This window comes from Mycolicibacterium diernhoferi, from assembly GCF_019456655.1.
In the GTDB taxonomy this organism is placed as follows: domain Bacteria; phylum Actinomycetota; class Actinomycetes; order Mycobacteriales; family Mycobacteriaceae; genus Mycobacterium; species Mycobacterium diernhoferi.
Genome location: NZ_CP080332.1, coordinates 4162940 through 4187099 on the forward strand (window position 1 = coordinate 4162940; position 24160 = coordinate 4187099).

At 65.9% G+C, this 24160-nt stretch carries 18 protein-coding genes and 2 tRNA genes; 8 read left to right on the plus strand and 12 right to left on the minus strand.

The features are described 5' to 3' along the window. Positions 1-51: 51 nt before the first annotated feature. On the plus strand, positions 52-2385 hold the full coding sequence (locus K0O62_RS19655; RefSeq protein WP_073853486.1) for an FdhF/YdeP family oxidoreductase: 2334 nt from the start codon (positions 52-54) through the stop codon (positions 2383-2385). Continuing rightward, positions 2378-3205, plus strand: a complete 828-nt coding sequence (fdhD, locus tag K0O62_RS19660; RefSeq protein WP_073853485.1) for a formate dehydrogenase accessory sulfurtransferase FdhD — start codon at positions 2378-2380, stop codon at positions 3203-3205. The genes K0O62_RS19655 and fdhD overlap by 8 nt, the downstream gene beginning before the upstream one ends. 4 nt (positions 3206-3209) lie before the next feature. Here fdhD and K0O62_RS19665 read toward each other — a convergent pair whose 3' ends face one another. Then, positions 3210-4496: an MFS transporter gene (locus K0O62_RS19665; protein ID WP_079244467.1), complete on the minus strand. Its 1287-nt coding sequence runs from the start codon at positions 4494-4496 to the stop codon at positions 3210-3212. A 175-nt stretch (positions 4497-4671) separates the two neighbouring features. After that, positions 4672-5952, minus strand: coding sequence for an ATP-dependent Clp protease ATP-binding subunit ClpX (clpX, locus tag K0O62_RS19670; RefSeq protein ID WP_073853484.1), 1281 nt, complete (start codon positions 5950-5952; stop codon positions 4672-4674). Positions 5953-6328: 376 nt separating this feature from the next. Between clpX and K0O62_RS19675 the strand changes: the two genes are divergently transcribed. Beyond that, positions 6329-7078: a hypothetical protein gene (locus K0O62_RS19675; RefSeq protein WP_073853482.1), complete on the plus strand. Its 750-nt coding sequence runs from the start codon at positions 6329-6331 to the stop codon at positions 7076-7078. A 7-nt stretch (positions 7079-7085) separates the two neighbouring features. Then, a complete protein-coding gene (locus K0O62_RS19680) occupies positions 7086-8642 on the plus strand; it encodes an HD domain-containing phosphohydrolase (protein WP_073853480.1) in 1557 nt (518 codons plus the stop codon). 52 nt (positions 8643-8694) lie between these two features. Here K0O62_RS19680 and K0O62_RS19685 read toward each other — a convergent pair whose 3' ends face one another. The 5 genes from K0O62_RS19685 to K0O62_RS19705 all read right to left on the minus strand — a co-directional run bounded on the left by K0O62_RS19685 (position 8695) and on the right by K0O62_RS19705 (position 12190). After that, positions 8695-9000: a hypothetical protein gene (locus K0O62_RS19685; protein ID WP_131817359.1), complete on the minus strand. Its 306-nt coding sequence runs from the start codon at positions 8998-9000 to the stop codon at positions 8695-8697. 169 nt (positions 9001-9169) lie between these two features. Next, on the minus strand, positions 9170-9787 hold the full coding sequence (locus K0O62_RS19690) for an ATP-dependent Clp protease proteolytic subunit (protein ID WP_097933455.1): 618 nt from the start codon (positions 9785-9787) through the stop codon (positions 9170-9172). Between the two features lie 38 nt (positions 9788-9825). Next, positions 9826-10425, minus strand: coding sequence for an ATP-dependent Clp protease proteolytic subunit (locus K0O62_RS19695; protein WP_067995168.1), 600 nt, complete (start codon positions 10423-10425; stop codon positions 9826-9828). Between the two features lie 117 nt (positions 10426-10542). After that, the gene (gene tig, locus K0O62_RS19700; RefSeq protein WP_073853476.1) at positions 10543-12075 is read right to left on the minus strand and encodes a trigger factor; all 1533 of its coding nucleotides are present in this window, start codon (positions 12073-12075) and stop codon (positions 10543-10545) included. Between the two features lie 41 nt (positions 12076-12116). Next, positions 12117-12190: transfer RNA gene (locus tag K0O62_RS19705), tRNA-Pro, on the minus strand. 128 nt (positions 12191-12318) lie between these two features. Between K0O62_RS19705 and K0O62_RS19710 the strand changes: the two genes are divergently transcribed. Both K0O62_RS19710 and K0O62_RS19715 read left to right on the plus strand, forming a co-directional pair. Next, positions 12319-12392: transfer RNA gene (locus K0O62_RS19710), tRNA-Gly, on the plus strand. A 236-nt stretch (positions 12393-12628) separates the two neighbouring features. Continuing rightward, complete coding sequence (locus tag K0O62_RS19715) at positions 12629-13468, plus strand: hypothetical protein (RefSeq protein WP_131817358.1); 840 nt, start codon at positions 12629-12631, stop codon at positions 13466-13468. On the opposite strand, the gene K0O62_RS19720 is transcribed toward K0O62_RS19715, so the two are convergent. The 5 genes from K0O62_RS19720 to K0O62_RS19740 form a co-directional block, all read right to left on the minus strand. Further along, positions 13465-14982, minus strand: a complete 1518-nt coding sequence (locus K0O62_RS19720; protein ID WP_073853474.1) for a tyrosine-type recombinase/integrase — start codon at positions 14980-14982, stop codon at positions 13465-13467. The genes K0O62_RS19715 and K0O62_RS19720 overlap by 4 nt on opposite strands. Before the next feature lie 28 nt (positions 14983-15010). After that, positions 15011-15676: a recombinase family protein gene (locus K0O62_RS19725; protein ID WP_234799939.1), complete on the minus strand. Its 666-nt coding sequence runs from the start codon at positions 15674-15676 to the stop codon at positions 15011-15013. 128 nt (positions 15677-15804) lie between these two features. Further along, positions 15805-16284 (minus strand): hypothetical protein, encoded by a 480-nt coding sequence (locus tag K0O62_RS19730; RefSeq protein WP_073853473.1) that lies wholly within the window; start codon positions 16282-16284, stop codon positions 15805-15807. A gap of 582 nt (positions 16285-16866) precedes the next feature. Next, a complete protein-coding gene (locus K0O62_RS19735; protein WP_131817357.1) occupies positions 16867-19101 on the minus strand; it encodes a bifunctional DNA primase/polymerase in 2235 nt (744 codons plus the stop codon). 344 nt (positions 19102-19445) lie between these two features. Continuing rightward, positions 19446-20156, minus strand: a complete 711-nt coding sequence (locus K0O62_RS19740) for a hypothetical protein (RefSeq protein ID WP_131817356.1) — start codon at positions 20154-20156, stop codon at positions 19446-19448. A 506-nt stretch (positions 20157-20662) separates the two neighbouring features. Between K0O62_RS19740 and K0O62_RS19745 the strand changes: the two genes are divergently transcribed. Beyond that, a complete protein-coding gene (locus tag K0O62_RS19745; protein ID WP_234799938.1) occupies positions 20663-21769 on the plus strand; it encodes a hypothetical protein in 1107 nt (368 codons plus the stop codon). A gap of 369 nt (positions 21770-22138) precedes the next feature. Beyond that, positions 22139-23539, plus strand: coding sequence for an SGNH/GDSL hydrolase family protein (locus K0O62_RS19750; RefSeq protein WP_165636926.1), 1401 nt, complete (start codon positions 22139-22141; stop codon positions 23537-23539). Positions 23540-24160 lie beyond the last annotated feature (621 nt).

Below are 24160 nucleotides of genomic sequence, written 5' to 3' on the forward strand. Positions count from 1 at the left end.
AGGTTCCTGCAGCAACCTGGCGGTGCGGCGGCCGCGGGTTAGATTGGGGATATGCGCAGCGCCAGGGATGGGAACGGCGGCGATGTCGACGCCGGTTATGACGAGCACGATGTCGCCATCACCGGCGCCAAACAGGAGGCTGCCGGCGTCAAGGCGGTGATGGTCAGCCTGCGGCGGGGACTCGCCGAGATGGGCCCGGTACGCACCGCGGCCACGCTGACCCGCCTCAACCAACGACACGGCTTCGACTGCCCCGGCTGCGCCTGGCCGGAGGAGCACGGCGGCCGCAAGCTGGCCGAGTTCTGCGAGAACGGTGCCAAGGCCGTCGCCGAGGAGGCGACCAAGCGCCGCGTCACCGCCGACTTCTTCGCCCGCCATTCGGTCGCCGAGCTGTCCGAGAAGCCCGAATACTGGCTGTCCCAGCAGGGCCGGCTCACCCAGCCGATGGTGCTGCAGCCCGGGGCGACCCATTACCAGCCCATCAAGTGGGACGCGGCCTACCGGCTGATCGCCGAGCACCTCAACGCGCTGTCCTCCCCCGACGAGGCGCTGTTCTACACCTCGGGCCGCACCAGTAACGAGGCCGCGTTCCTCTACCAGCTGCTGGTCCGCAGCTTCGGCACCAACAACCTGCCGGACTGCTCGAACATGTGCCACGAATCCTCGGGTACCGCGCTCATCGACTCCATCGGCATCGGCAAGGGGTCGGTGACCGTCGAGGACGTCGCCAACGCCGACGTGATCGTCATCGCCGGCCAGAACCCGGGCACCAACCATCCCCGGATGCTCTCGGTGCTGGAGAAGGCAAAAGCCAACGGCGCCACCGTCGTCGCCGTCAACCCGCTGCCCGAGGCGGGCTTGATCCGATTCAAGGACCCGCAGAAGGTGCACGGCGTGGTCGGTGACGGTGTGCCGATCGCCGACGAATTCGTGCAGATCCGGATCGGCGGCGACATGGCGCTGTTCGCCGGGTTGGGCCGCCTGCTGTTCGAGGCCGAGGACCGCGCCCCGGGCACCGTGGTGGACCGCGCCTTCGTCGACGCCCACTGCGCCGGGTTCGACGACTACGAACGCCAAACCCGCGCCGTCGATCTGGACACCGTGCTGGAAGCGACCGGAATCGACGAGGGCCAGTTGCGGCGGGTCGCCGACATCCTGATCCGTTCCGAGCGCACGGTGATCTGCTGGGCGATGGGTCTCACCCAGCATCGGCACGCGGTGGCGACCATCGGTGAGGCCACCAACCTGCTGCTCATGCGCGGCATGATCGGCAAGCCCGGCGCCGGCGTGTGCCCGGTGCGCGGGCATTCGAACGTGCAGGGCGACCGGACCATGGGTATCTGGGAGAAGGTGCCGGATTGGTTCCTGGACGCCCTGGACACCCGGTTCGGTATCGCCAGCCCGCGCAAGCACGGCTACGACACCGTCGACGCCATCCGCGCCATGCGCGACGGCCGCGCACACGTCTTCATCGGGATGGGCGGCAATTTCGTCTCGGCCACCCCGGACACCGAGGTCACCGAGGCCGCCCTGCGCAAGTGCGCTCTCACCGTGCAGATCTCGACGAAGCTCAACCGCAGTCACCTGGTGCACGGCCGGACCGCACTGATTCTGCCGACCCTGGGCCGCACCGACCGCGATATCCAGGCGACCGGCAAACAGCTGGTTTCCGTGGAGGATTCGATGTCCATGGTGCACCTGTCCCGTGGCAGCCTGCACCCGCCGAGCGATGAACTGCGCAGCGAGGTGGCCATCGTCTGTCAGCTGGCCCGCGCCGTGCTCGGCCCCGATCATCCCGTCGAGTGGGAGGCGTTCACCGCCGACTACAACCTCATCCGCGATGCCATCGCCGACGTGGTGCCCGGCTGTGCCGACTACAACACCCGGGTGCGTCAGCCGGACGGATTCCAGCTCCCACACCCGCCGCGCGACTCCCGCGAATTCCACACCAGCACCGGCAAGGCCAACTTCTCGATCTATCCGCTGGAATGGGTGCCGGTGCCCGAGGGCCGGCTGATCCTGCAGACCATGCGCAGCCACGACCAGTACAACACCACGATCTACGGCCTCGACGACCGTTATCGGGGGGTCAAGGGTGGGCGCCGGGTGGTCTTCGTCAATCCCGGCGACATCGCCGCCCTGGGCTTCACCGACGGGGACCGGGTGGACCTGGTGTCGGAGTTCACCGATGCGCAGGGACGCCTGCAGGAGCGTCGCGCCGCCGACTTCCGGGTGGTCGCCTACTCCACCCCGGCCGGCAACGCCGCGGCCTACTATCCGGAGACCAACCCGCTGGTACCGTTGGATCACGTTGCGGCACGGTCGAACACACCGGTTTCGAAGGCCGTCGTGGTGAGACTGGAGCGAAGCCGGTCCGATGGGTAGGGTGACCGCGCGCCGACGCGTGCAGCATGTGACCGCCGATGTCGCGGTCGCCCGGCCCGAGACGCTGGCCGTCGAGGAGCCGCTGGAGATCCGCGTCAACGGCAAGCCGCTGACCGTGACCATGCGCACCCCCGGATCCGATGTCGAACTGGCCCAAGGCTTTCTGCTCACCGAGGGACTGGTGTCCCGGCGCGAGGACATCGCCGCGGTGCAGTACTGCAACGGTGCGGGCCCGGACGGCCTGAACACCTACAACGTGCTGGACGTGACCCTGGCGAAGGGGGTCGCGCCGCCGGACGTGGACATGACCCGCAACTTCTACATGACGTCCTCGTGCGGGGTGTGTGGCAAGGCGTCACTGGATGCGGTGCAGACGATCAGCAGGCACGCGCCCGGCGACGATCCCGTCGTCGTCGACGCCGGCACGCTGTCCGCGCTGCCCGACAAACTGCGCGACCGGCAGAAGGTGTTCGCGGCCACCGGCGGGCTGCACGGTGCCGCCCTGTTCGACGCGCAGGGCACCGCCCTGGTGGTGCGCGAGGACATCGGCAGGCACAACGCGGTGGACAAGGTGATCGGCTGGGCGCTGGAATCCGGGCGGGTGCCGCTGACCGGCACCATCCTGTTGGTCAGCGGCCGGGCCTCGTTCGAGCTGACCCAGAAAGCGGTGATGGCCGGGATTCCGGTGCTGGCCGCGGTGTCGGCGCCGTCGTCGCTGGCCGTCGACCTGGCCGCCCAGTCCGGCCTGACGCTGGTGGCGTTCCTGCGCGGCGAGTCGATGAACGTCTACACCCGGCCCGATCGGGTCGGGCGGGACTGACCTCCTACAGCCGCGAGCCCGCGGTCTCCGGCAGCGCGAAGGTGCTGACGAGACTCACCGCCGCCAGCGCGCCCATCATCACCGCGAGCGACCATCCGCCGTAGGCGTTCAGCAGCATCGGGGAGATCACCGGTGGCAGTGCGCCGCCGATCACGGCACCGAGGGTGTGCGACAGCGCGGCCCCGGAGTAGCGGTACTGCGGTGCGAAGATCTCCGGCAGGAACGCCGCCATCGGCCCCATGCACACCCCGATGAGGGCGTAGGTGGCCACGATCGCGACACCGAACACCGCCTGACTTCCCGTCTGCACCAACGGGAAGAGTACGAACGACCACGGCACCGCCAAGGCGAACCCGATCGCGAGGACCCGTTTGCGGCCGTAGGTGTCGCTCAGCGTCGCCGAGACGACCACGAACAGCACCTCACACAGCCCGCCGAGCACCCCCGTCAGCAGCACGAAGTTCATCGAGAAGTGCAGATGATCGGTGGCGTAGTGGGTGAAGAAGGTGGTGGCCTGGAACACCAGCATCGGTGCGCACACCGCGACGCCGGCGGCCAGCAGCAGTTGGCGGCCCTGGCGCCGCACCAACGCCGCGATCGGGGTGCCCAGGTCGGCCGGTGGCTCATCGAACACCGGTGACTCGTCGACCCGCAGCCGGATGTAGAGCGCGGTGGCGATCAGGACTGCCGACAGCAGGAACGGGATGCGCCAGCCCCACTGCAGGAACGCCTCGCTGTCCGAGCCGAAACCGAAGTGCACGACCAGGAACACCAGGTTCGCCAACACGACCGCGGTGCCGAGCCCGAGTTGGGTGAACATACCGAAGTAGCCGCGCCGGTGCGCGGGTGCGTTCTCCGCGCTGAGCAGCACGGCGCCGGCCCACTCGCCGCCGACCGCGAAGCCCTGGATCAGGCGCAGCGTGATCAGCAGCAGCGGTGCGGCGATGCCGATCGACGCGGTGCTCGGGATCAGGCCGACGCCGACGGTGGCGGCGCCCATCAGTAGCAGGGTCACCACCAACGTCTGCTTGCGCCCGATCCGGTCGCCGAAGTGACCGAACACCGCGGCGCCCACCGGGCGGGCCAGGAAGGCGGCGGCGAACGCGCCCAGCGCGGCCGTGGTGGCCATCACGTGGCTCAGTTCGGGGAAGAACACCGTCGGGAACACCAGTGCGGCAGCGGTGCCGTAGATGAAGAAGTCGTAGAACTCGATGGCCGAGCCGATGTAGCTCGCCATCGAGATCCGGCGCAACGACGAGGGTTCGGGGGCCGCCACCACGGGTGCACTCATACCGCTGATCTTCTCCGCACCGAGCGGGCCGGGGCATCGTCCGATCGACGGGTTGCCCGGAGGAATCCCGTTGTCCCCCAATCGGCGGAGAGCGTGCGGCGCACCCCGGAAATGCACTCAGGGCCGTGATCCCGGTGGAATCACGACCCTGAGTGCGGTCTCGGCGGAGCCGAGCTTAAGCGGTCTTCTCGCGGCGCTCGTTGCGCGGTGGCTTGCGCGGCACGATCGTCGGGAGCACGTTGTCCTGCACGGTCTCCTTGGTGACGACGACCTTGGCGACGTCGTCGCGGCTGGGGATGTCGTACATCGCCGGCTGCAGGACTTCCTCCATGATCGCGCGCAGGCCGCGGGCGCCGGTGCCCCGGTGGATGGCCTGATCGGCGATCGCGTCCAGCGCCTCCGGCGTCATCTCCAGCTCGACGCCGTCCATCTCGAACAACCGGGTGTACTGCTTGACCAGGGCGTTCTTCGGCTGGGACAGGATCTGAACCAGGGACTCCTTGTCCAGGTTGGTCACCGAGGCGACGACCGGGAGGCGGCCGATGAACTCGGGGATCAGACCGAACTTGATCAGGTCCTCGGGCATGACCTCGGCGAAGTGGTCCTGGGTGTCGATGTCGGCCTTGGAGTGCACCTCGGCGCCGAAGCCCAGGCCGCGCTTGCCGACGCGGTCGGAGACGATCTTCTCCAGCCCGGCGAACGCACCGGCCACGATGAACAGCACATTCGTGGTGTCGATCTGGATGAACTCCTGGTGCGGGTGCTTGCGGCCGCCCTGCGGGGGCACGGATGCCTGCGTTCCCTCAAGGATCTTCAGCAGCGCCTGCTGCACGCCCTCACCGGAGACGTCCCGGGTGATCGACGGGTTCTCGCTCTTACGGGCGATCTTGTCGACCTCGTCGATGTAGATGATGCCGGTCTCGGCGCGCTTCACGTCATAGTCGGCGGCCTGGATCAGCTTCAGCAGGATGTTCTCCACATCCTCACCGACGTAGCCGGCCTCGGTGAGCGCGGTGGCGTCGGCGATGGCGAACGGAACGTTGAGCATCTTGGCCAACGTCTGCGCCAGGTAGGTCTTGCCGCACCCGGTCGGGCCGAGCATCAGGATGTTGGACTTCGCCAGCTCGACCGGCTCGGCGCGGGAATCCCGGCTCTTCTCCTGAGCCTGAATGCGCTTGTAGTGGTTGTAGACGGCGACCGCGAGCGTCTTCTTCGCGGTGTCCTGGCCGATCACGTAGCCCTCGAGGAAATCCCGGATCTCGGCGGGCTTGGGCAGCTCGTCCAGCTTGACGTCGTCGGCGTCAGCGAGCTCCTCTTCGATGATCTCGTTGCACAGGTCGATGCACTCGTCACAGATGTACACCCCCGGTCCCGCGATGAGCTTCTTGACCTGCTTCTGGCTCTTTCCACAGAACGAGCACTTCAGCAGGTCACCGCCGTCTCCGATGCGCGCCATGTGGGGGGGTCCTACTTCCTGTCGCAGTCACTCTTTGTGGGTTGCCCCGGGTGTAAACCCGACGCTACCCGTTCGCTCCGCCACGGTGCGACCGAAGGGCCGAATCGCGTCGGTGGTATTTGTTCGCGTGCAGGAGAACATATCTCTCCTCGGGGCCGGTCACCCGGCGGCACGCGGACCGTGTCCCTGGCGTGTCGCCGTTGTGACGGGATTGCGGTCTTCACCACTCGGCGAACAGTGCGTTCGCCGAATCCCACAGTACCGCGCCGTCCACGACGGTGTCGGCGCCGTTTTTCCAGGTGGACGTGACCCGGTCGCGAAAATGTGGGGCAGCTGCCCCATGTGCGCGCCGGCGCCGGAGAGCAGCGTGAGGCAGATGACATACACACCTCTGGAGGCCGCCACGGCGGTACTCGACCACCCTGTCCTTCCGCATGGCGAGGACGAGCGCTTCGTCGGCTTCGGCGTCATGGGTTTCCCGTTTGCCAGCGGCCACTACCTGGCCCTGCGCCATTTCCCCGCGACGACCTTCTCCCCCGGCTACCGGTCGGTGTGGCATCGCGGCCCGGACGGCGTCTGGACCTTCTATGCCACCACCCCGGGCCAGCAGAGCTGCGCCCGGTACTTCAGCGCCGCGACACCGCAGGATGCGGTCCAGTGCGGCATCGACGTCGCCTGGGTGAACCCGTGGACGCTGTTCGTCTCGATCGACGGGCTGCTGGAATGGACCGTCGACATCCGTGCCACCGCGATGACGCGGATGGTCAGCGCGCTCGGCCGGGCCCTGCCCGAATGGGCCTGGACCGACAGGACCGCCCTGCGGGTCATCAGCAGCACGGCAGGCGCCGTGCTGCACGCGGGCACGATCCAGCTGGCCGGGACGGCTCCGAACGGCCAGCGCTTCATGATCGCCCCGCGCCAGGTCTGGTTGGCCTCCGGGCGGGCCGCGCTGCGCGGCGTCGATCTCGGGGCGCCGGGACCGCTGGGCGAGCAGGCCCAGCTCGGTGACTTCCGTCCGCCGCAACGCGGCATCTTCGTGGTCGGTTCGGGGCACTTCGACAACTACGACCCGGCTCGCCACCAGGCCGCCGAACGAACCCGGCCGCTACCGGGCACCGGGGCATAATCAGCCGATGGGCCCCACGCCGGCCGACACCCCGACCCGCGCCGAAGTGCTCGCGGCGCTGTCGATGGCCGTCGATCTGGGCCTGGGCCAACCGGGTGAGCACATGCTGCGGTCCGCGCTGATCGCCACCAGGCTGGCAGACCGGCTCGGGCTGACCGGCCCGCACCGGGATGCCGTCTATTACACGACGCTGATCATGTGGATCGGCTGTCACGCCGACTCCCATGAGTACGCCCGCTGGTTCGGCGACGACATCGCCGTCCGCCACGACACCTATCTGTCCGAGGCCACCGGACTGCCGTTCCTGCGGTTCCTGGTGAACAACATCGCCAGGGGTGAACCACTGAGCCGCCGGCTCAACGTGATGAGCACGCTGTTCGTCGATGCGCGCGGCCACCTGTCCCGGATGATCCACTCGCACTGCACCTCGGCGGCGCTGCTGGCCGACCGGATGGGGCTCGGACCCGAGGTGCAGGCCGCGCTGGCATTCGCCTTCGAACGCTATGACGGCGGCGGAATGCCGGCCGGTGTGCGCGGCGAGACCATCCCGATCCAGATGCGGATCGCCCAACTGGCCGATCTGGTGGAGGTGCATCACCGCACCCGCGGGGTGACCGCCGCGGTGGCGCTGGCCGCCGCGCGGCGGGGCGGTCAGTTCGACCCGGAGGTCGTCGACGTCTTCCTACGGGACGCAGACGCGATCCTGGCCGGTCCGGCGACCGGCGACGTGTGGGCGGCCGCGCTGCACGAGGCACCCGACCGCCGCATTCCGCTCGACGATCAGGGACTGGACACCCTGCTGATCGCGCTGGGCGACTTCGCGGATCTCAAATGCCCCTTCACCCTTGGCCATTCACGCGCGGTCGCACAGCTGGCCGGCGATGCCGCCGCCGCGGCCGGGCTGGACTCCGACAGCGTGGCCCTGACCCGCCGCGCCGGCCATGTGCACGACCTCGGCCGGATCGGGGTATCCAACCAGATCTGGTCCAAGCCTGGGCCGTTGACCGCCGGTGAGTTCGAGCGGGTGCGACTGCACCCGTATCTGACGGTGCGCATTCTCAGTCAGGTGCCTGGGCTGCGGTCGGTGGCGCAGCTGGCCGGCAACCACCACGAATGCCTGGACGGGTCCGGCTACCCGCGCGGCCTGCCCGGCTCGGCTCTCGGCCTTCCGGACCGGATCCTGGCCGCTGCGGTCAGCTACCAATCCGCCTGTGAGCCAAGACCTTACCGATCCGAGCAGTCACCGGAGACGGCGATGCGCAGGCTGCGCGACCGGGTCACGGCCGGCGAACTCGATGCCGCCGCGGTGGAGGCGGTGCTGCACGCCGCCGGGCACCGCACCCGCCGCGCCACCATCCGGCCCGACGGGCTGACACCCCGCGAGGTGGACGTCCTGCGGATGGTGGCCCGCGGGATGTCGAACAAGGAGATCGCCCAGACGCTGGTGATCAGCACGAAGACCGCGCGCAACCACGTCGAGCGCACCTACGCAAAGATCGGTGCCTGCAACCGGATCGGGGCCAGCATGTACGCGCTGCGGCACGGGCTGGTCGACTCGATCTAGTCCGTCGGGCCGAGTGGGACAAGCGCTCCACGTGCCCGGGCGTCGGGGGCAGCTAGCGAGGGCCGAGCCCACCCGGACCCATCGGGCCGGGGCCGACCGGGCCGGGGCCCACGGGACCGGGACCGACCGGGCCGGGACCGACCGGGCCGACGACGCCGCCGACCCCGATGGGGCCCGCCGGCCCGATGACGGGGTTCACCCCGATCGGTAGGCATTGCGACACCGCCGGATTCCAATATGTCCCGTACGGGCACACCGGTTCGTCGGCCAGGCCGATCGCGGGTGAGATTGCTTGAGCGAACAGGCCGGCAGAACACATGAGCGCGCCGACCATCGCGCGTCGTGCGTTGATCGTCATCGATGCCTCCCTCGGGGATTCCCGACCACATCCAGGGTGCCACGAGTGCGCGCCCGGCGAGGCATTTCTGACGCAGACGCTAATTATGGTCGAGGGGCCCGAAAGAGCCGGACAGAGCACTCGACCCCGGCTCGCGATGCGAACCGGGGTCGAGTGTTTGGACTGGCGGTCAGGCGTTCTGTGCCGAGAGCTTCCGGTAGGCCAGGACCGTGTCGATGATCCCGTACTCCTTGGCTTCCTCGGCGGTGAGGATCTTGTCGCGGTCGGTGTCCTTGCGGATGACCGCCGGATCCTTGCCGGTGTGGCGGGCCAGCGTGGCGTCCATCAGGCTGCGCATGCGCTCGATCTCGGCGGCCTGGATCTCCAGATCCGAGACCTGCCCCTGAATGGCGCCACCCACGGCGGGCTGATGGATCAGCACGCGCGCGTTCGGCAGAGCCAGGCGCTTGCCCGGGGTACCGGCGGCCAGCAACACCGCGGCGGCCGAGGCGGCCTGCCCGAGGCAGACCGTCTGGATGTCGGCACGCACGTACTGCATGGTGTCGTAGATCGCCATCAGCGAGGTGAACGAACCACCCGGCGAGTTGATGTACATGGTGATGTCGCGGTCGGGATCCAGCGACTCCAGGACCAGCAGCTGGGCCATGATGTCGTTGGCCGAGGCATCGTCAACCTGCACACCGAGGAAGATGATGCGCTCCTCGAACAGCTTGTTGTACGGGTTGGACTCCTTGACACCGAAGCTGGAGTGCTCGATGAACGAAGGCAGGATGTAGCGCGATTGCATCGGGTTCACTGTTCCGCCGTGCGGTTGAAAGTCGCGGTTCATTTGATTCCTGCTCCTGGTCCTTCGCCGTTGACGCTGACACTGGTGATGATGTGGTCGACGAAGCCGTACTCCAGCGCCTCCGGGGCGGTGAACCAGCGGTCACGATCCGCGTCGGCCTCCACACGCTCCAGGGTCTGACCGGTGAACTGCGCGTTCAGCCGGTTCATCTCCTTCTTGGTCAGAGCGAACTGCTCGGCCTGGATGGCGATATCGGCGGCGCTACCACCGATGCCCGCCGACGGCTGGTGCATCATGATCCGGGCGTGCGGCAGGGCGTAACGCTTGCCCTTGGTGCCGGCCGCGAGCAGGAACTGACCCATCGACGCCGCCAGACCCATCGCGTAGGTGGCCACATCGCAGGGCGCCAACACCATGGTGTCGTAGATGGCCATGCCCGCAGTCACCGATCCACCCGGCGAGTTGATGTACAGGTGGATGTCCTTGGTGGGATCCTCTGCGGCCAACAGCAGAATCTGCGCGCACAACCTGTTGGCGATGTCGTCATCGACCTGGGTGCCCAGGAAGATGATGCGCTCGGCGAGCAACCGCTCATACACCGAGTCGATGAGGTTGAGCCCCGACGCGCCCGATCGCATCTCAGTCACGACTGAATACCTGCTTTCTCGTCTACGTACACACGAACACTAACCAACCGGCGCGATCGTGCACTCCCTGAAACGCGCGCTTTCGCTCACAGCGTCACGCGCGCCGCGTCACTCGTCGTCGGAGTCGGCCTTCTTGTCGGCCTTCTTGGCCTTCTTCTCGGTCTTTTCGGTCTTCTCAGCCTTGTCGGCCTTCTTCGCCTTCTTGGCCTTCTTCTCGTCGGCGTCGGCTTCAGCGGCGTCGGCTTCAGCTTCAGCTTCGGCGGCGGGGGCCTCGGCGGCCTCCACCTCGGCGGGGGCCTCGGCCGCCGCGTCGGGGCCACCGGCCGGGCCGAAGAACTCGGCGGTGTCGATGACGTTGCCGTCGGTGTCGGTGACGGTCGCGCCGTGCACCACCGCGGCGATGGTCAGGCCGCGACGCACATCGGCGAACATGGCCGGCAGCTGGTTGTTCTGCTGCAGCACCTGCAGCAGCTGCTGCGGTTCGATGCCGTACTGACGCGACATCAGCACCAGGCGCTCGGTCAGATCGCCCTGGCCGACCTGGATCTCCAGCTTGTCGGCGATGGCGTCCATCAGCAGCTGGGTCTTGACGGCCTTCTCGGCGTTGCTCTGGTTGTCCGCGTCGAACTCTTCACGGCTGCTGCCCTGCTCGGTCAGCGACTCGTTGAACTTGTCCTCGTCGTGGTCGAGACCGTGGATCGCGTTGTGCAGGGTGTCGTCCACCTGAGCCTTGACGATCGCCTCGGGCAGCGGCACCTCGACGTCTTCGAGCAGCACCTCGAGCGCCTTGTCGCGGATCTGCTCGGCCTGCTGGATGCGCTTCACCCGGCTGACCTGCTCGACCAGGCTTTCCTTCAGTTCGGCGATGGTGTCGAACTCGCTGGCCAGCTGTGCGAACTCATCGTCGGCCTCGGGCAGCTCGCGCTCCTTGACCGAGTTGACCTTGACGGTGACCTCGGCTTCCTTGCCCGCGTGCGGGCCGGCGGCCAGGGTGGTGGTGAAGGTCTTGCTCTCCTCGGCCTTGAGGCCCACGATCGCCTCGTCCAGGCCCTCGATGAGCTGGCCGGAGCCGATTTCGTGGGACAGTCCCTCGGTGGCGGCCTCGGGGACTTCCTCGCCGTCCACGGTGGCCGACAGGTCGATGGAGACGAAGTCGCCCTCGGCGGCCGGGCGGTCGACGCCGGTCAGGGTGCCGAAGCGGGCACGCAGGTTCTGCAGCTCGGTGTCGACCTCGTCGTCGCCGACCTCGATCGGGTCGACGGTGATCTTCAGCGCGCTCAGGTCGGGCAGGTCGATCTCCGGGCGGATGTCCACCTCGGCGGTGAAGACCAGCTCCTCGCCGTCCTCCAGCTTGGTGACGTCGATCTCGGGCTGGCCGAGGGGCTGCAGTTCAGCGGAGGTGATCGCCTCGCTGTAGCGGCTGGGCAGTGCGTCGTTGACGACCTGCTCCAGGACGGCGCCGCGACCGACGCGGGCCTCGAGCAGCTTGCGCGGGGCCTTGCCGGGACGGAACCCGGGGAGCCGGACCTGGCTGGCCAGCTGCTTGAACGCGCGATCGAAGTCCGGCTCCAACTCGGTGAAGGGCACCTCCACGTTGATCCGAACCCGAGTCGGGCTCAACTTCTCGACGGTGCTCTTCACTGCGTTACTCCTTGTATGTCTGGTTCGGTGTGCTCGTGCGGTCGGGGTGACAGGATTTGAACCTGCGGCCTTCCGCTCCCAAAGCGGATGCGCTACCAAGCTGCGCTACACCCCGTGCCTAACCGTGCCTGCCCGGTCGGCACGCACGTACGCCGACCACGCGGAATACTACGGGCACGTGTGGTGAGGACATCAATTGGATTTGATTGTGCCTTCGCCGGTACAGTCTCCGGTGCACCGCAAGCGGGCGTAGCTCAATGGTAGAGCCCTAGTCTTCCAAACTAGCTACGCGGGTTCGATTCCCGTCGCCCGCTCCACGAAGCACCTGGTAGACAGCGTTCTACCAGGTGGGGAGGCCTCCGAGCCGCTCGGCTGTACCCGGTTTGTACCCGGTGGGCCCGCGCGGGCTCGGCGTGGTGATGTCGCATTCTGACATTTGGCGGTGGGAGAATCTGCCCCTGTGACAAGCGACCCGCCCGACCGTAATCCCGCTGGCACTTCCATCGGGTCCACCGCCAAGGCCGGATTCACAGTGTCTTGGCCCGGATTGTCGATGACTCTGGCTGTCCTGGCGGTCGCGGCCCTCGGCACGCTGGCGGTTGTAGTTCCGGTCAAAAATGTCGACGCTCTATCGACAATCGCACTCGCGCTGGCGGTTCTGTCTTTCGCTGCACAGCTGATCGTTACCTTGGTTCAGGCTCAGCAAGCGTCGCAGGTCAGCGCGGAGACGCAGGCTGCCTTGACGGAGATGCGTGCGACGAACTCGTCACTGCTCGCAAATCAACGCGACCATGTTGGCGTGCTGTTAAAAGCCGCTCTTCAACAAGCAATTCCAGCCGCGGTAGACGATGTATCGCAAAGCGCCGATGGGGACACGGACGAAGATGCGAGTGACCTGGAAGCGCGCTCAGCAGAACTCGAGACTGCCATCAAGGTTCGAATGGAACAGGCACTAGCCGAAGCCGAAGCACAGTTGGCGCAGAGCTCCGCAGTTCGGGCCAGCCCTAGCATCAAGCCACTTCTGTCGACGAGTTCATCTACAGCCCAGAAAGAGTGGGATGCGCTTCTGTCAACGTTTCCCAGCGACGACGAAGGACAGCCCGTCGCAGAGTTGTTGAGGAAGCTGCCGCCGCGAGCTGTGTCTGCACTCGGCCGCCTAATGGCCGATGCGGCAAAATCGCCGTCCAGAAGAGTCATATATCGAAAACGGCCAGACTCCGCAGCTAGCGGCATGGATGACCTTGTGCAGAACGGTCTGGCGGAGATTCTGTCGATAAAGATGAACAAGGATGGATCCGAGAATCGGATATGTCGCCTCACGCCAGCTGGGATTACCGCAGCGCGAATACTCCGAGCCCGCGGCGAGCGTCCCGACTGGGCTACGGACCTCTAACCACGCAGCGGAATGACCTTCGCCACACCGGACGTCGGCGGGGTCGCCACGACCGCCATCGCGCCCAGGGCGGCCATGTCGTCGGCGGCAGATTCGCGGTAGAGATGCGCGTACACATTCATCGTCATCGTCACGGCGACGTGCCCCATCCGGCGCGACAACGCGAGCGGCTTAATCCCCGCCGCAGCCGACAACGACGCGTAGGTGTGGCGGAGGGCGTACGGCGTCACCCCCGGCGGCACCGTTATCGGAACCATGCCCGGCTCGGCGGTCTCCCTCCCGATACGGTTCGCCCGGAGCACGGCCGGATTCCAGATCGTCTTGCGGAACGCGTCCAACCGGAGCGGCCCGTCCCAGTTGAACGTGAGCCGCGCGGCAGCCTCATCCACCGACAGGTCCGCCAAGGCGGCGGCTTGCCGGTCGGCGGGTGGTAGGTCTTCGTGCCGGGCCGCGCGTAGTTCGGCTCCAGCGTCGCGTACGGCGGCTGACAGACGGCTGGGCGGTACGGTGCCTGGTTCGCGCTTGCGCATGTGCGGCAGACGAAGCGGCACCGCAGAGAACCCCGGGAACAACGGCGCGTCGGGGTCGTGCAGGTTCGGGTGCACGGCGAGGTACGCCCGCAGCCGCGCGGCGGTGTCGGCGGTGAGCGGGACGTCGCGCACAGACCCTTCCGTCTTCGGGTCCAGGTAGACCGGTTCCCCGTCGATCACGGCCACTGATTCCGCCACAGACAACCAGGACTCCCCCGCGTCCTCGCCGGCCAAGTGCACATCCCCCACCCGTAGCCCGATGATCTCCCCCGGCCGCAACCCGGTCCACGCGTCGGTATGCACGAACACCGAGTAGGGCCACGGCGTAGCCGCAGCCAGGACGGCCACCTGCGCAGCGGTAAGGAACCGGGCCGGGTCGTCCCGACGGCGGGACCGCTTCGCCGCAGACTTGTTGGCGCCCTTGGCGACTGAGGCTGTGCGGTTGCCGGGTAGTTGGACGTGTTCGGCGGGGTTGGCGGTGAGCTTCTTCGTTTTCACAGCCCACTCCAAAATCTGCCGCACCACAAAGAACAAGTTCCGCACCGACGACGGCTGCCGTCCGCTGGCCACGAGCCGGTTCACCCAAGCCTGCACATCGTCGTGGGTGATCTTGTTCAGCGGGTAGTCCCCGAACGACGGGTCAATCCGCAGCGGCTGCCCTTTGTGGGTGAGGCGGGCGTGCCGGGTCATGGACTCTGCGGTGGTCGGGGCGAGCCGTTCGGCGTGGGCGGCGTAGGTGGTCGCCTTCAACGATGCCTTGCGGTCGTCCAGCCACAACGCTGCCGCTTCCCGGAACAACATCCGCCCCGACGCCGGATCGAACTCGTTGCCATGCAACTTAGCGTTGCGCACCTTCGTAAGGTGGGCCTCGGCGTCCTTCTTGGAGGCGAAGGTCTTGGACCGGTCCTGGCCGGTGATCGTGTACCACTTGGCGATGTAGACGGTGCGTCCCCCGGTGCGCGCCCGCTTCTCGATACGGGCCATCAGACCCAGCCCTCGTCGGCGACGCGGTTCATGCTGACACCGCCACGGGTACCGCCGTCGCCGCGTTGTAGATCCGCCGGACCGTGGACGCTTGCCAGGTTGGCCGGCCAGCAGGCGACAGAATGTCCTCGGCCTCCAGGCTGCGGGCGATCTGCGCGAACGAGAGCCCGGCGTCGCGGTCCATGACGATCCGCCGTACAACACCCGGCTTGGCGAGACGGGGACGGCCGACGGGCTCCCCTCGGCGCTTCTTGGCCGCCAGCCCGGCCTTCGTTCGTTCGGAGATCAACTCGCGCTCGTACTGGGCGAAGCTCATCATGTTGTGGGCGACCATGCGCCCTGCGGCGGTGGTGAGGTCTACGCCGAGGTCAAGCACGACGAGCGACCAGCCCTGTTGCTGAGCCGATTCAATAATGTTCGCGGCGTTCACAATTGAACGCGAAAGGCGGTCAAGCTTCGCAACGACCAAGCCGTCTGCTTGGCCAGAAGCCAACAGTTGCAGCATATCTAGCAGCTCCGGGCCGATCACCTTGCCACTGACGCCCTCATCGGCGCGGTGCTCTACCGTCCATCCACGGCGGTCTGCATCAGTGTCGATCGCGTGGCGTTGGGCTTCCAACCCGTTACGGCTATTGGCCTGCTCATCGGTACTCACGCGGCTGTAGCCAAGCATCAGCACATTGGACTCCGCCATGCGCCGTCTCCCTTCACTTTTCGGGGCTTAACCGGACGGTTACGCCTTCCGCCCCGAAAACTACGCCAGTGGCACAATGCACGCTACAAACGAGCAGTCCACTCCAACAGCACTTTTCGCAATCCCATCTAGGTTCCGCGCTGCACACGGGCGAGGTACTCGTTGGCTTCCTCTAATGTCATCAGCTCGGTGCCCGCCGTTTGGCCTGTAGTGGGTTGCGCGGGCTTGTCCTGTCCCGCGTCGCCCTTTGGTCGCGGCAGATCGTCTACGGCTAAAGGGGGCGGCATTGCGCCCGCATACGGCACCGTCCTCACGTCAACCACTTCACCTTCCGCAACCTCGACGGTGTTCCGGTCCCAGCGCCTAGCGACTTCACCGGCTCCAGCCCCAAGCTCCTGGATGCCGCGTGCGGCGCGAGATTCGGCGCGGGTACCGGTCGCCATCCCAGCGATCATCTGCTCCCACGGCTTGGGTCCTGACGCCGCCAACGTGATCTCGGCTTGGCTCGGAGGCTTAAGGCCCGCCCGGTCCAACGCGTCCTTTATCGCCGCCAAGCGCACCGCCTCACTCTCGGCGCTGTCGGCGATGTTCAGCAGTTGCCGCGCCATACGGTCGGCTGCTTCATCGAGCCGCTGCCGAGCCTTGCGTTTTACAGCGGGAGCTCGCGCACCGTGGTGACCGCACACGGTTGCTCCTGGGTCGTGCGGCCGCTTGCATCGGTCGCCGTTCTTGCGATGCGCCCTACACCGCCCACGATCGCTACGAGCCTCCCACCACTCGAACGAGTACTTGGCTGGTGCCGAGGGGTCCACATGCTCAGGGGTCTCCGCGTTGCTCATCTCAATCTCCTTGGTTTGCAATCTCTCCACAGTTGGCGTGTCCAAAGACGTTCCTGCTCTCCGAAATCAGAGTCCGCCGAATCAGAGTCCGCCCTATAAGCGCGCGGCGCGGCGGCGGACTGTGAGGTCCGCCCGCCTGCAGCTACCCCACGCCCGCGAGAGTCCGCCAGAGTCCGCCGATGGTGTGGCGTACTCTGAATTAGCTGGTAGACAGCACCTTTTAGAGTCCGCCGCGTCAGAGTCCGCCGAACGTGCTGGCGTACTCTGTCGCTAATCCGATCAGAGTCCGCCGCAGAGTACGCCGGTTCAACCGCGATATTGGGTCGTTTTCCGGCCGGGAAGCCGCCGCTTTTACTCATCGTCGGCGTCCGAAATCTCCCGCAGCGAGACTGCTCGCTTGCCGTCACCGCGCCGCCATCCGATGTCTGTGCGGGGACGGGTGGCGCCGTCGCTACGGACGACATCACGCACGAACGGTTCCTCAACCAAGAGGCGTGAGCCGACTAACTTCTCAAACTCAGCACGGAAAGCATTGCGTCCGCCGTGCTCGTGGGCGAGCGCGTCAACCACCGCCGTACGGGAGGCTTCAGGGTGGGTGTCTACGTAGTCCAGAATCAACGCTGCGCGCTCGTTGTTAGACGGGCCGCGCGCGCTTCCACCGTTGGCGGTGTTACTGGCCGGGTTGACGTCCCAACTGATCTCGCCGTCGTGGCCGCCGACCTCAGGTTCAAACCGCCCCAAGTGCCAATCCACGTCCCAGGCGTTACCGCCCCACTGGCGCGAGTTGAACTCGGTTCGCAGCCGGAACTCTCCCGCTGGGACGTCGGGGGCTTCACGGTGGTTGCGGAGGATCCAGCTGTCGGCGTTCTCGGCTTGGCCGGCCATGGAGATGTTGTCCAGGTCGATGCTCTTGCCGACGCCGGTACTGCGGAAGTGGTCGGTAAGGATAGACGTCGCCCCGGCGCACTCGCCCCGAACTAGCTTGTGGAACTCGTCGATCGCCTGCCCGCGCTGGTACAGGTTGCCCGTCTCGAGCTCGCGCGGGTGGAAGTTGTAGAACGATTCAATGAGCACCAGCTCGGGCTGGTGGGTGTCCAGTAGTGCTTTGAGTTCGTTGACGAACGCGTCCCCGTCCATGGGGGCTGCCCCGAACGCCGCCACAAGCGGGAAGTCAGGATCACGCCTCACCTTGTCCAAATTCAGACCGTACGCCCTGGCCATCCGCTGCAAGGTTCGGCGAACGGGCAGCTCGCCGCCCTCACCGACGATGTAGAGAACCTTGCGCGCCTTCGGGACTGCAAACTCTGGGTTCAGGTAGAGCGGCTGCGCCGTCGCGCACGCGAACGCGATGGCTTGGTTGTCGTGGGTCTTCAGAGACTTCTTGGGACCTGCGTTAGGGCCGAACGTGTCCTCGCACAAGGTGCCCTTAATGATCCAACGCACCGGCGGGACAGGCTCGGCCCACTGCGCCGACGTGAGGATGCTGAAGACGGTGTGCCCAGGCTCCCGCTTGATCTTCGCCGCCCACCCGTCAGGGTCAGCCAACGCCGCCAGCATCTCCGGTTCTGCACACACGTCGTCTTGGGTGAGGCACAACTGGCCGGAATCCACTTGCCCTTTGAGCTTGCGCAGTGCCTGCACAGAGCTCCGGAAGATCTCGCCCTTAAGCTCACGGACCGATCGCTTGTCCCGCGCCTTCACATCACTGATCCAGTGTTCCTCAACAGCCGCCACAGCCTGACCAAGGCCCCTGTGCCCTTCCGCGGCAAGCATGATCAGAGCCCAGTGAGCGTCTGTGATCTTGTCGTGGGAGCTGGCGTCTTCAGTGATCTGCCGTACCCAATAGTCCACGCCCCGGCCCTGCATCGTGTCGCAAGGCTCGTCGTCGTAGCCGGGTCGCTCCTTAACCCAGGCCAGAATCTCCTTGACCGAGCTGTCCACGTCGACGTCGGTACCTTCGTCACGCATCTGCCCGTTGGTCAGGAAGTCAACCCACGCCTCGGGCATGAGGGGTAGTTCGGAAGGGTCAGGGATGCCGCAGACCTCGTCGTCGGCTGTGAGCCACTGATATTGCGCTTGCGCCTTGGGATTCCAGCTAGGCCACGCCACCGCATACCGGTAGCCCGGCGAGATAATGTCAATGTCCTTGTGCGCCTTACCGCGCCAGTGCAACCCCGTAGGGGCGAGGAAGAACCGAATGCCCGACGCGCCATCAGCCCCACGCGCCGTAGAGCGCCAGGTCCTCGGCAGAGGGCCGTAGTCCTTGATGAGAGCGCGGAGCTGCTTGGCGCCTTCCTTGAGCTTGCCGTCTGACATGTAGTCGTCCACGTCAATCCCGATGACGTCATAGGTCACGCCATCCACAGTCACGCTCATCATGCGCAACGCCAGGTTGTCGCTGGAGCGCTCCTTGACCCAGCGGGCTATCTCTGCCTTGGTCGCATACGGCTTGCCGCGCCCGGTACGGTCGCGCGGTAGCCCACCTTCCTTCTCCCCTGCCTGTACCGGCAGGGGCGATTGCCACCCGGCGGCGAGGTACTTTGGCGCGCCGAGGGCATACACACCACCGGCAGCCACATCAGCCACCGAGGCCGACGTGTCAGCGGTCGCTGGGCGAGGCCGTCTACGCCGGATCTTCGTTGTCTGGCGGGGCGGAGATTCACTGCCGCTATCCCGGCCCAGGATGGTGAAGAGTGGATCGCCTGCAAGGGTATCCACGAGCCAGTCATTCCCCGACCGGCGCGTCAACGTAGAGTCAGCTAAGATGGTTCTCACCTTCCTGGTGGAGCTCAGGGCCTCGGTTCTCTCGCGAAAGAATCGCCGAGGCCCTGGGTTGTTTCAAAGTTCGATCGGCGAACGCTACCCGCCCTCCGCTGCGACCACTATGCCGCGAGAGTAACCACACAATGCACGCCCTGCAACTTCGTAATCTATTGCTGTGCAGAGACATTAGCGCTAGTCGGACCGGTTCGGCCCAGTGCACGACGGCATTCGTTACACGTCGGAACCGCGATGAGGTACTGACCTCGGGCCCACGCGATGACGTGGCGCGTGTGCGAGAGGCACCGCTGAGCGAAACGCTCGTGCACCTGTGGCCACTGGCAAATCATCCGCTGCCCGGAAAGATCCCGCAGCCACTGCCTCGGTCCGTCGTAAAGCACTTGCACATGCACCGGGTCGCCGGCCACCAGGCCGAGAGGGACACTCCACGCGTGGGCGGGGTTGCTCGGGTCGTAGTCGGCTTCGGAGTAGATGACCCGTTCCATCCCGCTGGTCCCCATAGCAGTCAGCTCACGGTGCACATCCATCGTCGCGGTGAGCACGTCCCGTACGGAGGAACTGCGGCCTGCATGCAGCGAGAACTCCAACGTCGCGGTCGAGGTGTCTAGGCCGTTAGCCGCCGCAACGGCACTGAACGCCGCACCGGTCTGATCGGCCGAAGCCTGTATGCGTAGCTCTTCTCGTGCGGAGTACTCCATATGGCACAAGAAGAATCTCTTCAGATCGTCTGGCGCTTCCCCGATCCCAAGGACGTCAGCCTCGTACTGCAGGCACTTCACACCGGGGTGCGGTGGATGCGGACACCCACTGATGGCAGGCAGCGGGTAGTCGTCCGGGTCGCTGAACGGGTGGTGGCTCATACCAGGTCCTCTCGGCGCGATGGACGAGTGCACAGAAACCGGAACAGCTCCGCTGTGGCATACATGCGACGGGGACCGATGATCGGCGCAGTCAGCAGCCCCCGGTCTGTCGACTTCTTGAGGTACGAAATCGTCACAGACAGGCCCAGTTCATCTCGCACCCACGCTTGCGCCTCGGCGAGAGTCTTGTTCGGTATCGGCGACAGTGCCACCCCTTGTGGCGGAGCGGGGAGAACTTCTGGCGGCTTACTCATTCCTGTACCCCTTCCAAGGGTTGCGAATTGATTTGCGAGACAAGCATGTTTACTGTTTGACGCGAGCTAGGTTACCTCGTTGCCGGGCCGGTCCGCTTTCCGGCGATATCGCATCGGGCTACGACGTTATTGCAAAGAATCGCAACGCTTTCCGATCCGTCGCGATGACACCATTCGGAGTACGGTTCGTTCCAGGTCTCGCCGCCGCTCATGACTTATCACCGCCAACCTTGGCGAGAACGGAGAACCGAAATGGCACGTCCCCGTGGCTATTCCACCCAGGGAGATGTCCTGGTATCCAAGTCCGGAGATGGCATCGACCTCAACGCCATCTGGGATGAGATCGCCCAGGCCGCAGCGGTGTACAACAAGCACCAGACCGCGCTCGTCAGCCTGCTCTCGTTCCGGACAACTGATCCTGGTGCTGCGGTCGAACAGGGTGCCTCGCTGCCTGCGTACGAACGCGCAACCGAATTCGGCGTACCGAAGTCCATCCGCCAGGGCACTGCGCTCCCGGTGGGATACGACCTCCAGGACTACGATTTGCGCTGGGCGAGTTCTTGGAAGTTCCTGCGGGCCGCGACCGCGAAGCAGATCAAGGACCTTGCGAACACCGCCATGCTGGCGGATCAGAAGAACATCACCGCAACGGTATTGAATCGGCTGCTTGACCCGGCAGTGTCTGCAAACGAGAACAGCACCCCCATTTTCGGCTGCTGGTCCGGCACAGGGTCGATGATTCCGCCCACGTTCATGGGCAAGGCCTTCGCCGCCAACCATCAGCACTATCTGGTATCGGGCGCAACCTCTTTGGACTCGGAGGACATCGAGGTTCTCTCCAACCATGTCACCGAGCACGGGTACGGGCGCGATGCCGGCAGCCGCCTGTTGATTCTGTGCGGCCCGAACGAGGCTGACGTGATCGCGAGCTTCCGAGCGGGCCAGACCAACAACAACTCCAAGGTCGCCAAGCACGACTTCATACCGAGTTCCGCTGCGCCTCCCTATCTTACGGACCAGACGCTCGTCGGCGACCGCGCCCCGGACAACCTTGGCGGAGTTCCGATCACCGGCAGTTACGGGCGAGCATGGGTGGCTGAGACGCCGCTCATGCCGGACGGATACGTTGCGGCAGTGGTCACGAACGGCGCCAACTCTGCCCTCAATCCGATCGGGTTCCGCGAGTGGCCTGCACCGGAGTATCGCGGACTCCGGCTGATTCCTGGCGTCGGCCCCTATCCGCTCCAGGATTCCTTCTACCAGAGGAGCTTCGGCGTGGGCGTGCGGCACCGTGGCGCAGCCGCAATCCTGCAACTGAAGGCCAGCGGCTCCTACGACACCCCAACCGTCAGCGTCTAACCAACCGACTTCCGAGGCGGGCGGCACTGATTCCTCTCTAGTTTCGGCTCGCCGCCTGCCTCGGGTTCTCCCACCAGCAGCTGTCAACGACGAGGAACCACAATGGCCGTACCTGGACAACGCCCCGGTGACAGTGAGTTTGGCTTCGCCGGCCAAGAGCCCCTCGACCCGGTAACGGGCAAGCCGTTTCCGGTCAGCCAGGGCGGACGGTATCGCGGCACCTCCCCGCATGACGGCCAGCCCGACGGTCGCGCCGACCCCGGCCGCATCATTCGCCGGTAAGGGCAGAAGGTCATGGCAGACGTTTGGTATGTAGGTCCGGGTTCCTCGTACACCATCACGACAGACCAATGGGCCGAGCACTCCATCGTGGCGGACACGGTCATCTGGACGGCGGCTAACGGCTGGTCCATCCCGGAGAGCGTCTTTTCCTCTAGACAGCTCGCACTCCTGAGCGCCGACCGCAGTTTCGTGCTCGGGCAGAACGGTCCCCGCCTGCACCCCAGCCCTACGCCCGTACCGCTTGGAATCGCCAGCCTCCAGTCGGCTCACGCGTACTACGCAGCGATACGGGAACTGGTCCAGACCTTCGAATCGGCTGAGGGACTGGAAGCAACTGCGAGGAAGGTCCCGCTGGCCAGCTACATGCGGCCGATGTCCAAGACGCCCTACCCCGCCACCGACGTCGCGGCCTACACCGTCGATACGACCGACCCGGCCTACTCCGACCAGCGGCACTACTTCTTCAAAGACACGGATATCGAGGCCCGTTGGCGGTTCAATGGGTCGTGGTTCGACGCGGGGAACAACCCGGTCAACCAGATCAGCGGCGGCACCCCAAGCGAGTTCAACAACGCCACCAGCTACGAGATTGAGTTCTACGTCAGCGGCGACCGGTTCGCCTTCGCGTTGCTCAACACCACCGTCAAAGATGACTTCCGCATCTTCGTCGACGACATGCCACTCACAGCCGGATGGGATTTCACCGCCTCGGGGCTGTACAGCTCCAACTACGCCAAGGTCCAGTTCGCCACGTCTCGCGTGCGCAAGGTCCGCCTGTTGTCGTCGGGCCTCATCAGCTTCACCGGCGTCCTGGTCCCTGGTGCTGCGGCTATCTGGGCTGCCCCGCCACGGTTCCGTGTGGCCGTCGTCGGCGACTCGTACGTTCAGGGCGGATTCGACACCGGGTCCGACGGGTGGCTCATGGGAGGCGGATTGTGCAACCAGCTCGCCATCCTTACCGGGTGGGAGGTGCTCAACCTCGGCCAGAGCAACACCGGCTACGTCAACGACGGCGGGGGCACCATCGGCAAGAGCACCTACGGGTCTGCTGCCCGACTGGAAGCCATGGCGGCGTTGCCACCGATTGATCTGGTCATCATCTTCGGCAGCGCCAACGACACCGGCTACGCCACCGGCACTGTCGTGGCAGCGGCAGGCACCTACTGGTCCGCGCTCAAGACAGCCCACCCCAATATCCCAATCGTGGTGGTCGGCGTGGAATCGGGGTCGCTGGAAGGGTTCAGCCCAACCGTCATGGACACGCTCAACACCGCCCTCATCAACGCCGCCATGGCGAGCAACGACGTGGCCGGCGCAATCGACATGCGCACAACCCCGTGGGTAACCGGGACAGGTATCGACGGCTCGCCCGAAGGCGACGGCAACGCCGACTTCTTCATCTCTAACGACGGCCGACACCCCACCCGCGCCGGGGCTGCCTGTCTGGCGGAGCGCATCACCAGCGAACTCAGCGCCACCCGAGTCTGAACCCCACGTCACGATTCCGGTCTACGCGCGTTGGCGCCGAGTTAGGCTGCTGTCAGCAAACCTCAGAGGAGCGGCCCATGCTGTTTTCGACGATCGTCGCTGCACGCCGCTCTGCCGTGGTGGTGGCCAGCGGCATTGTCGCGTTCGCGTTTGGCCTCGGGCTCATCGGGAACCTTATGCCAGTTGCTGGCGCCTATGCGCCAGAGTGCACGACTGCGCAGCCGTACCCGAACTCCCCGTATGACATTTGCACCGGTTACGGCCAGACCTGCGCTCGGTCAATGTGCTCGTCGCCGCCAGGGACTCCGGGCAAATGGGGTACGGACGGTAGTTACACTCCGTGCACGTACAGGAATGGCTGTAGCTGACGCCCGATTGCACACTCGTTCGAATCTGGCGCTCTGTACCCGGTTTGTACCCGGTGCGCAGAAAGTCGCCCCGCCAGCGACGAACGGCCCCACGGCGTTGCTGCACGGTTCGAAAGAGCTGGTAGACGGCACTTTCTCAGGCGAGTTTTCGTCGCTCTAGCAGCCACCGCGCGGTTCGGGCTGACCAGCGCGAACGCTCTGCGTGATTTCTTCCAAACTAGCTACGCGGGTTCGATTCCCGTCGCCCGCTCCA

Bases quoted from the DNA above. Each gene is read 5' to 3' on its own strand.
- K0O62_RS19655 (WP_073853486.1), top strand. From the start codon at position 52: ATGCGCAGCGCCAGGGATGGGAACGGCGGCGATGTCGACGCCGGTTAT.
- fdhD (WP_073853485.1), top strand. From the start codon at position 2,378: ATGGGTAGGGTGACCGCGCGCCGACGCGTGCAGCATGTGACCGCCGAT.
- K0O62_RS19675 (WP_073853482.1), top strand. From the start codon at position 6,329: ATGACATACACACCTCTGGAGGCCGCCACGGCGGTACTCGACCACCCT.
- K0O62_RS19685 (WP_131817359.1), bottom strand. From the start codon at position 9,000: ATGACGATCAACGCACGACGCGCGATGGTCGGCGCGCTCATGTGTTCT.
- K0O62_RS19695 (WP_067995168.1), bottom strand. From the start codon at position 10,425: ATGCGATCGGGCGCGTCGGGGCTCAACCTCATCGACTCGGTGTATGAG.
- K0O62_RS19740 (WP_131817356.1), bottom strand. From the start codon at position 20,156: ATGAGCCACCACCCGTTCAGCGACCCGGACGACTACCCGCTGCCTGCC.
- K0O62_RS19720 (WP_073853474.1), bottom strand. From the start codon at position 14,982: ATGGCCCGTATCGAGAAGCGGGCGCGCACCGGGGGACGCACCGTCTAC.
- K0O62_RS19665 (WP_079244467.1), bottom strand. From the start codon at position 4,496: ATGAGTGCACCCGTGGTGGCGGCCCCCGAACCCTCGTCGTTGCGCCGG.
- K0O62_RS19715 (WP_131817358.1), top strand. From the start codon at position 12,629: ATGACTCTGGCTGTCCTGGCGGTCGCGGCCCTCGGCACGCTGGCGGTT.
- K0O62_RS19680 (WP_073853480.1), top strand. From the start codon at position 7,086: ATGGGCCCCACGCCGGCCGACACCCCGACCCGCGCCGAAGTGCTCGCG.
- K0O62_RS19730 (WP_073853473.1), bottom strand. From the start codon at position 16,284: ATGGCGCGGCAACTGCTGAACATCGCCGACAGCGCCGAGAGTGAGGCG.
- K0O62_RS19725 (WP_234799939.1), bottom strand. From the start codon at position 15,676: ATGGCGGAGTCCAATGTGCTGATGCTTGGCTACAGCCGCGTGAGTACC.
- K0O62_RS19745 (WP_234799938.1), top strand. From the start codon at position 20,663: ATGGCACGTCCCCGTGGCTATTCCACCCAGGGAGATGTCCTGGTATCC.
- clpX (WP_073853484.1), bottom strand. From the start codon at position 5,952: ATGGCGCGCATCGGAGACGGCGGTGACCTGCTGAAGTGCTCGTTCTGT.
- K0O62_RS19690 (WP_097933455.1), bottom strand. From the start codon at position 9,787: ATGCAATCGCGCTACATCCTGCCTTCGTTCATCGAGCACTCCAGCTTC.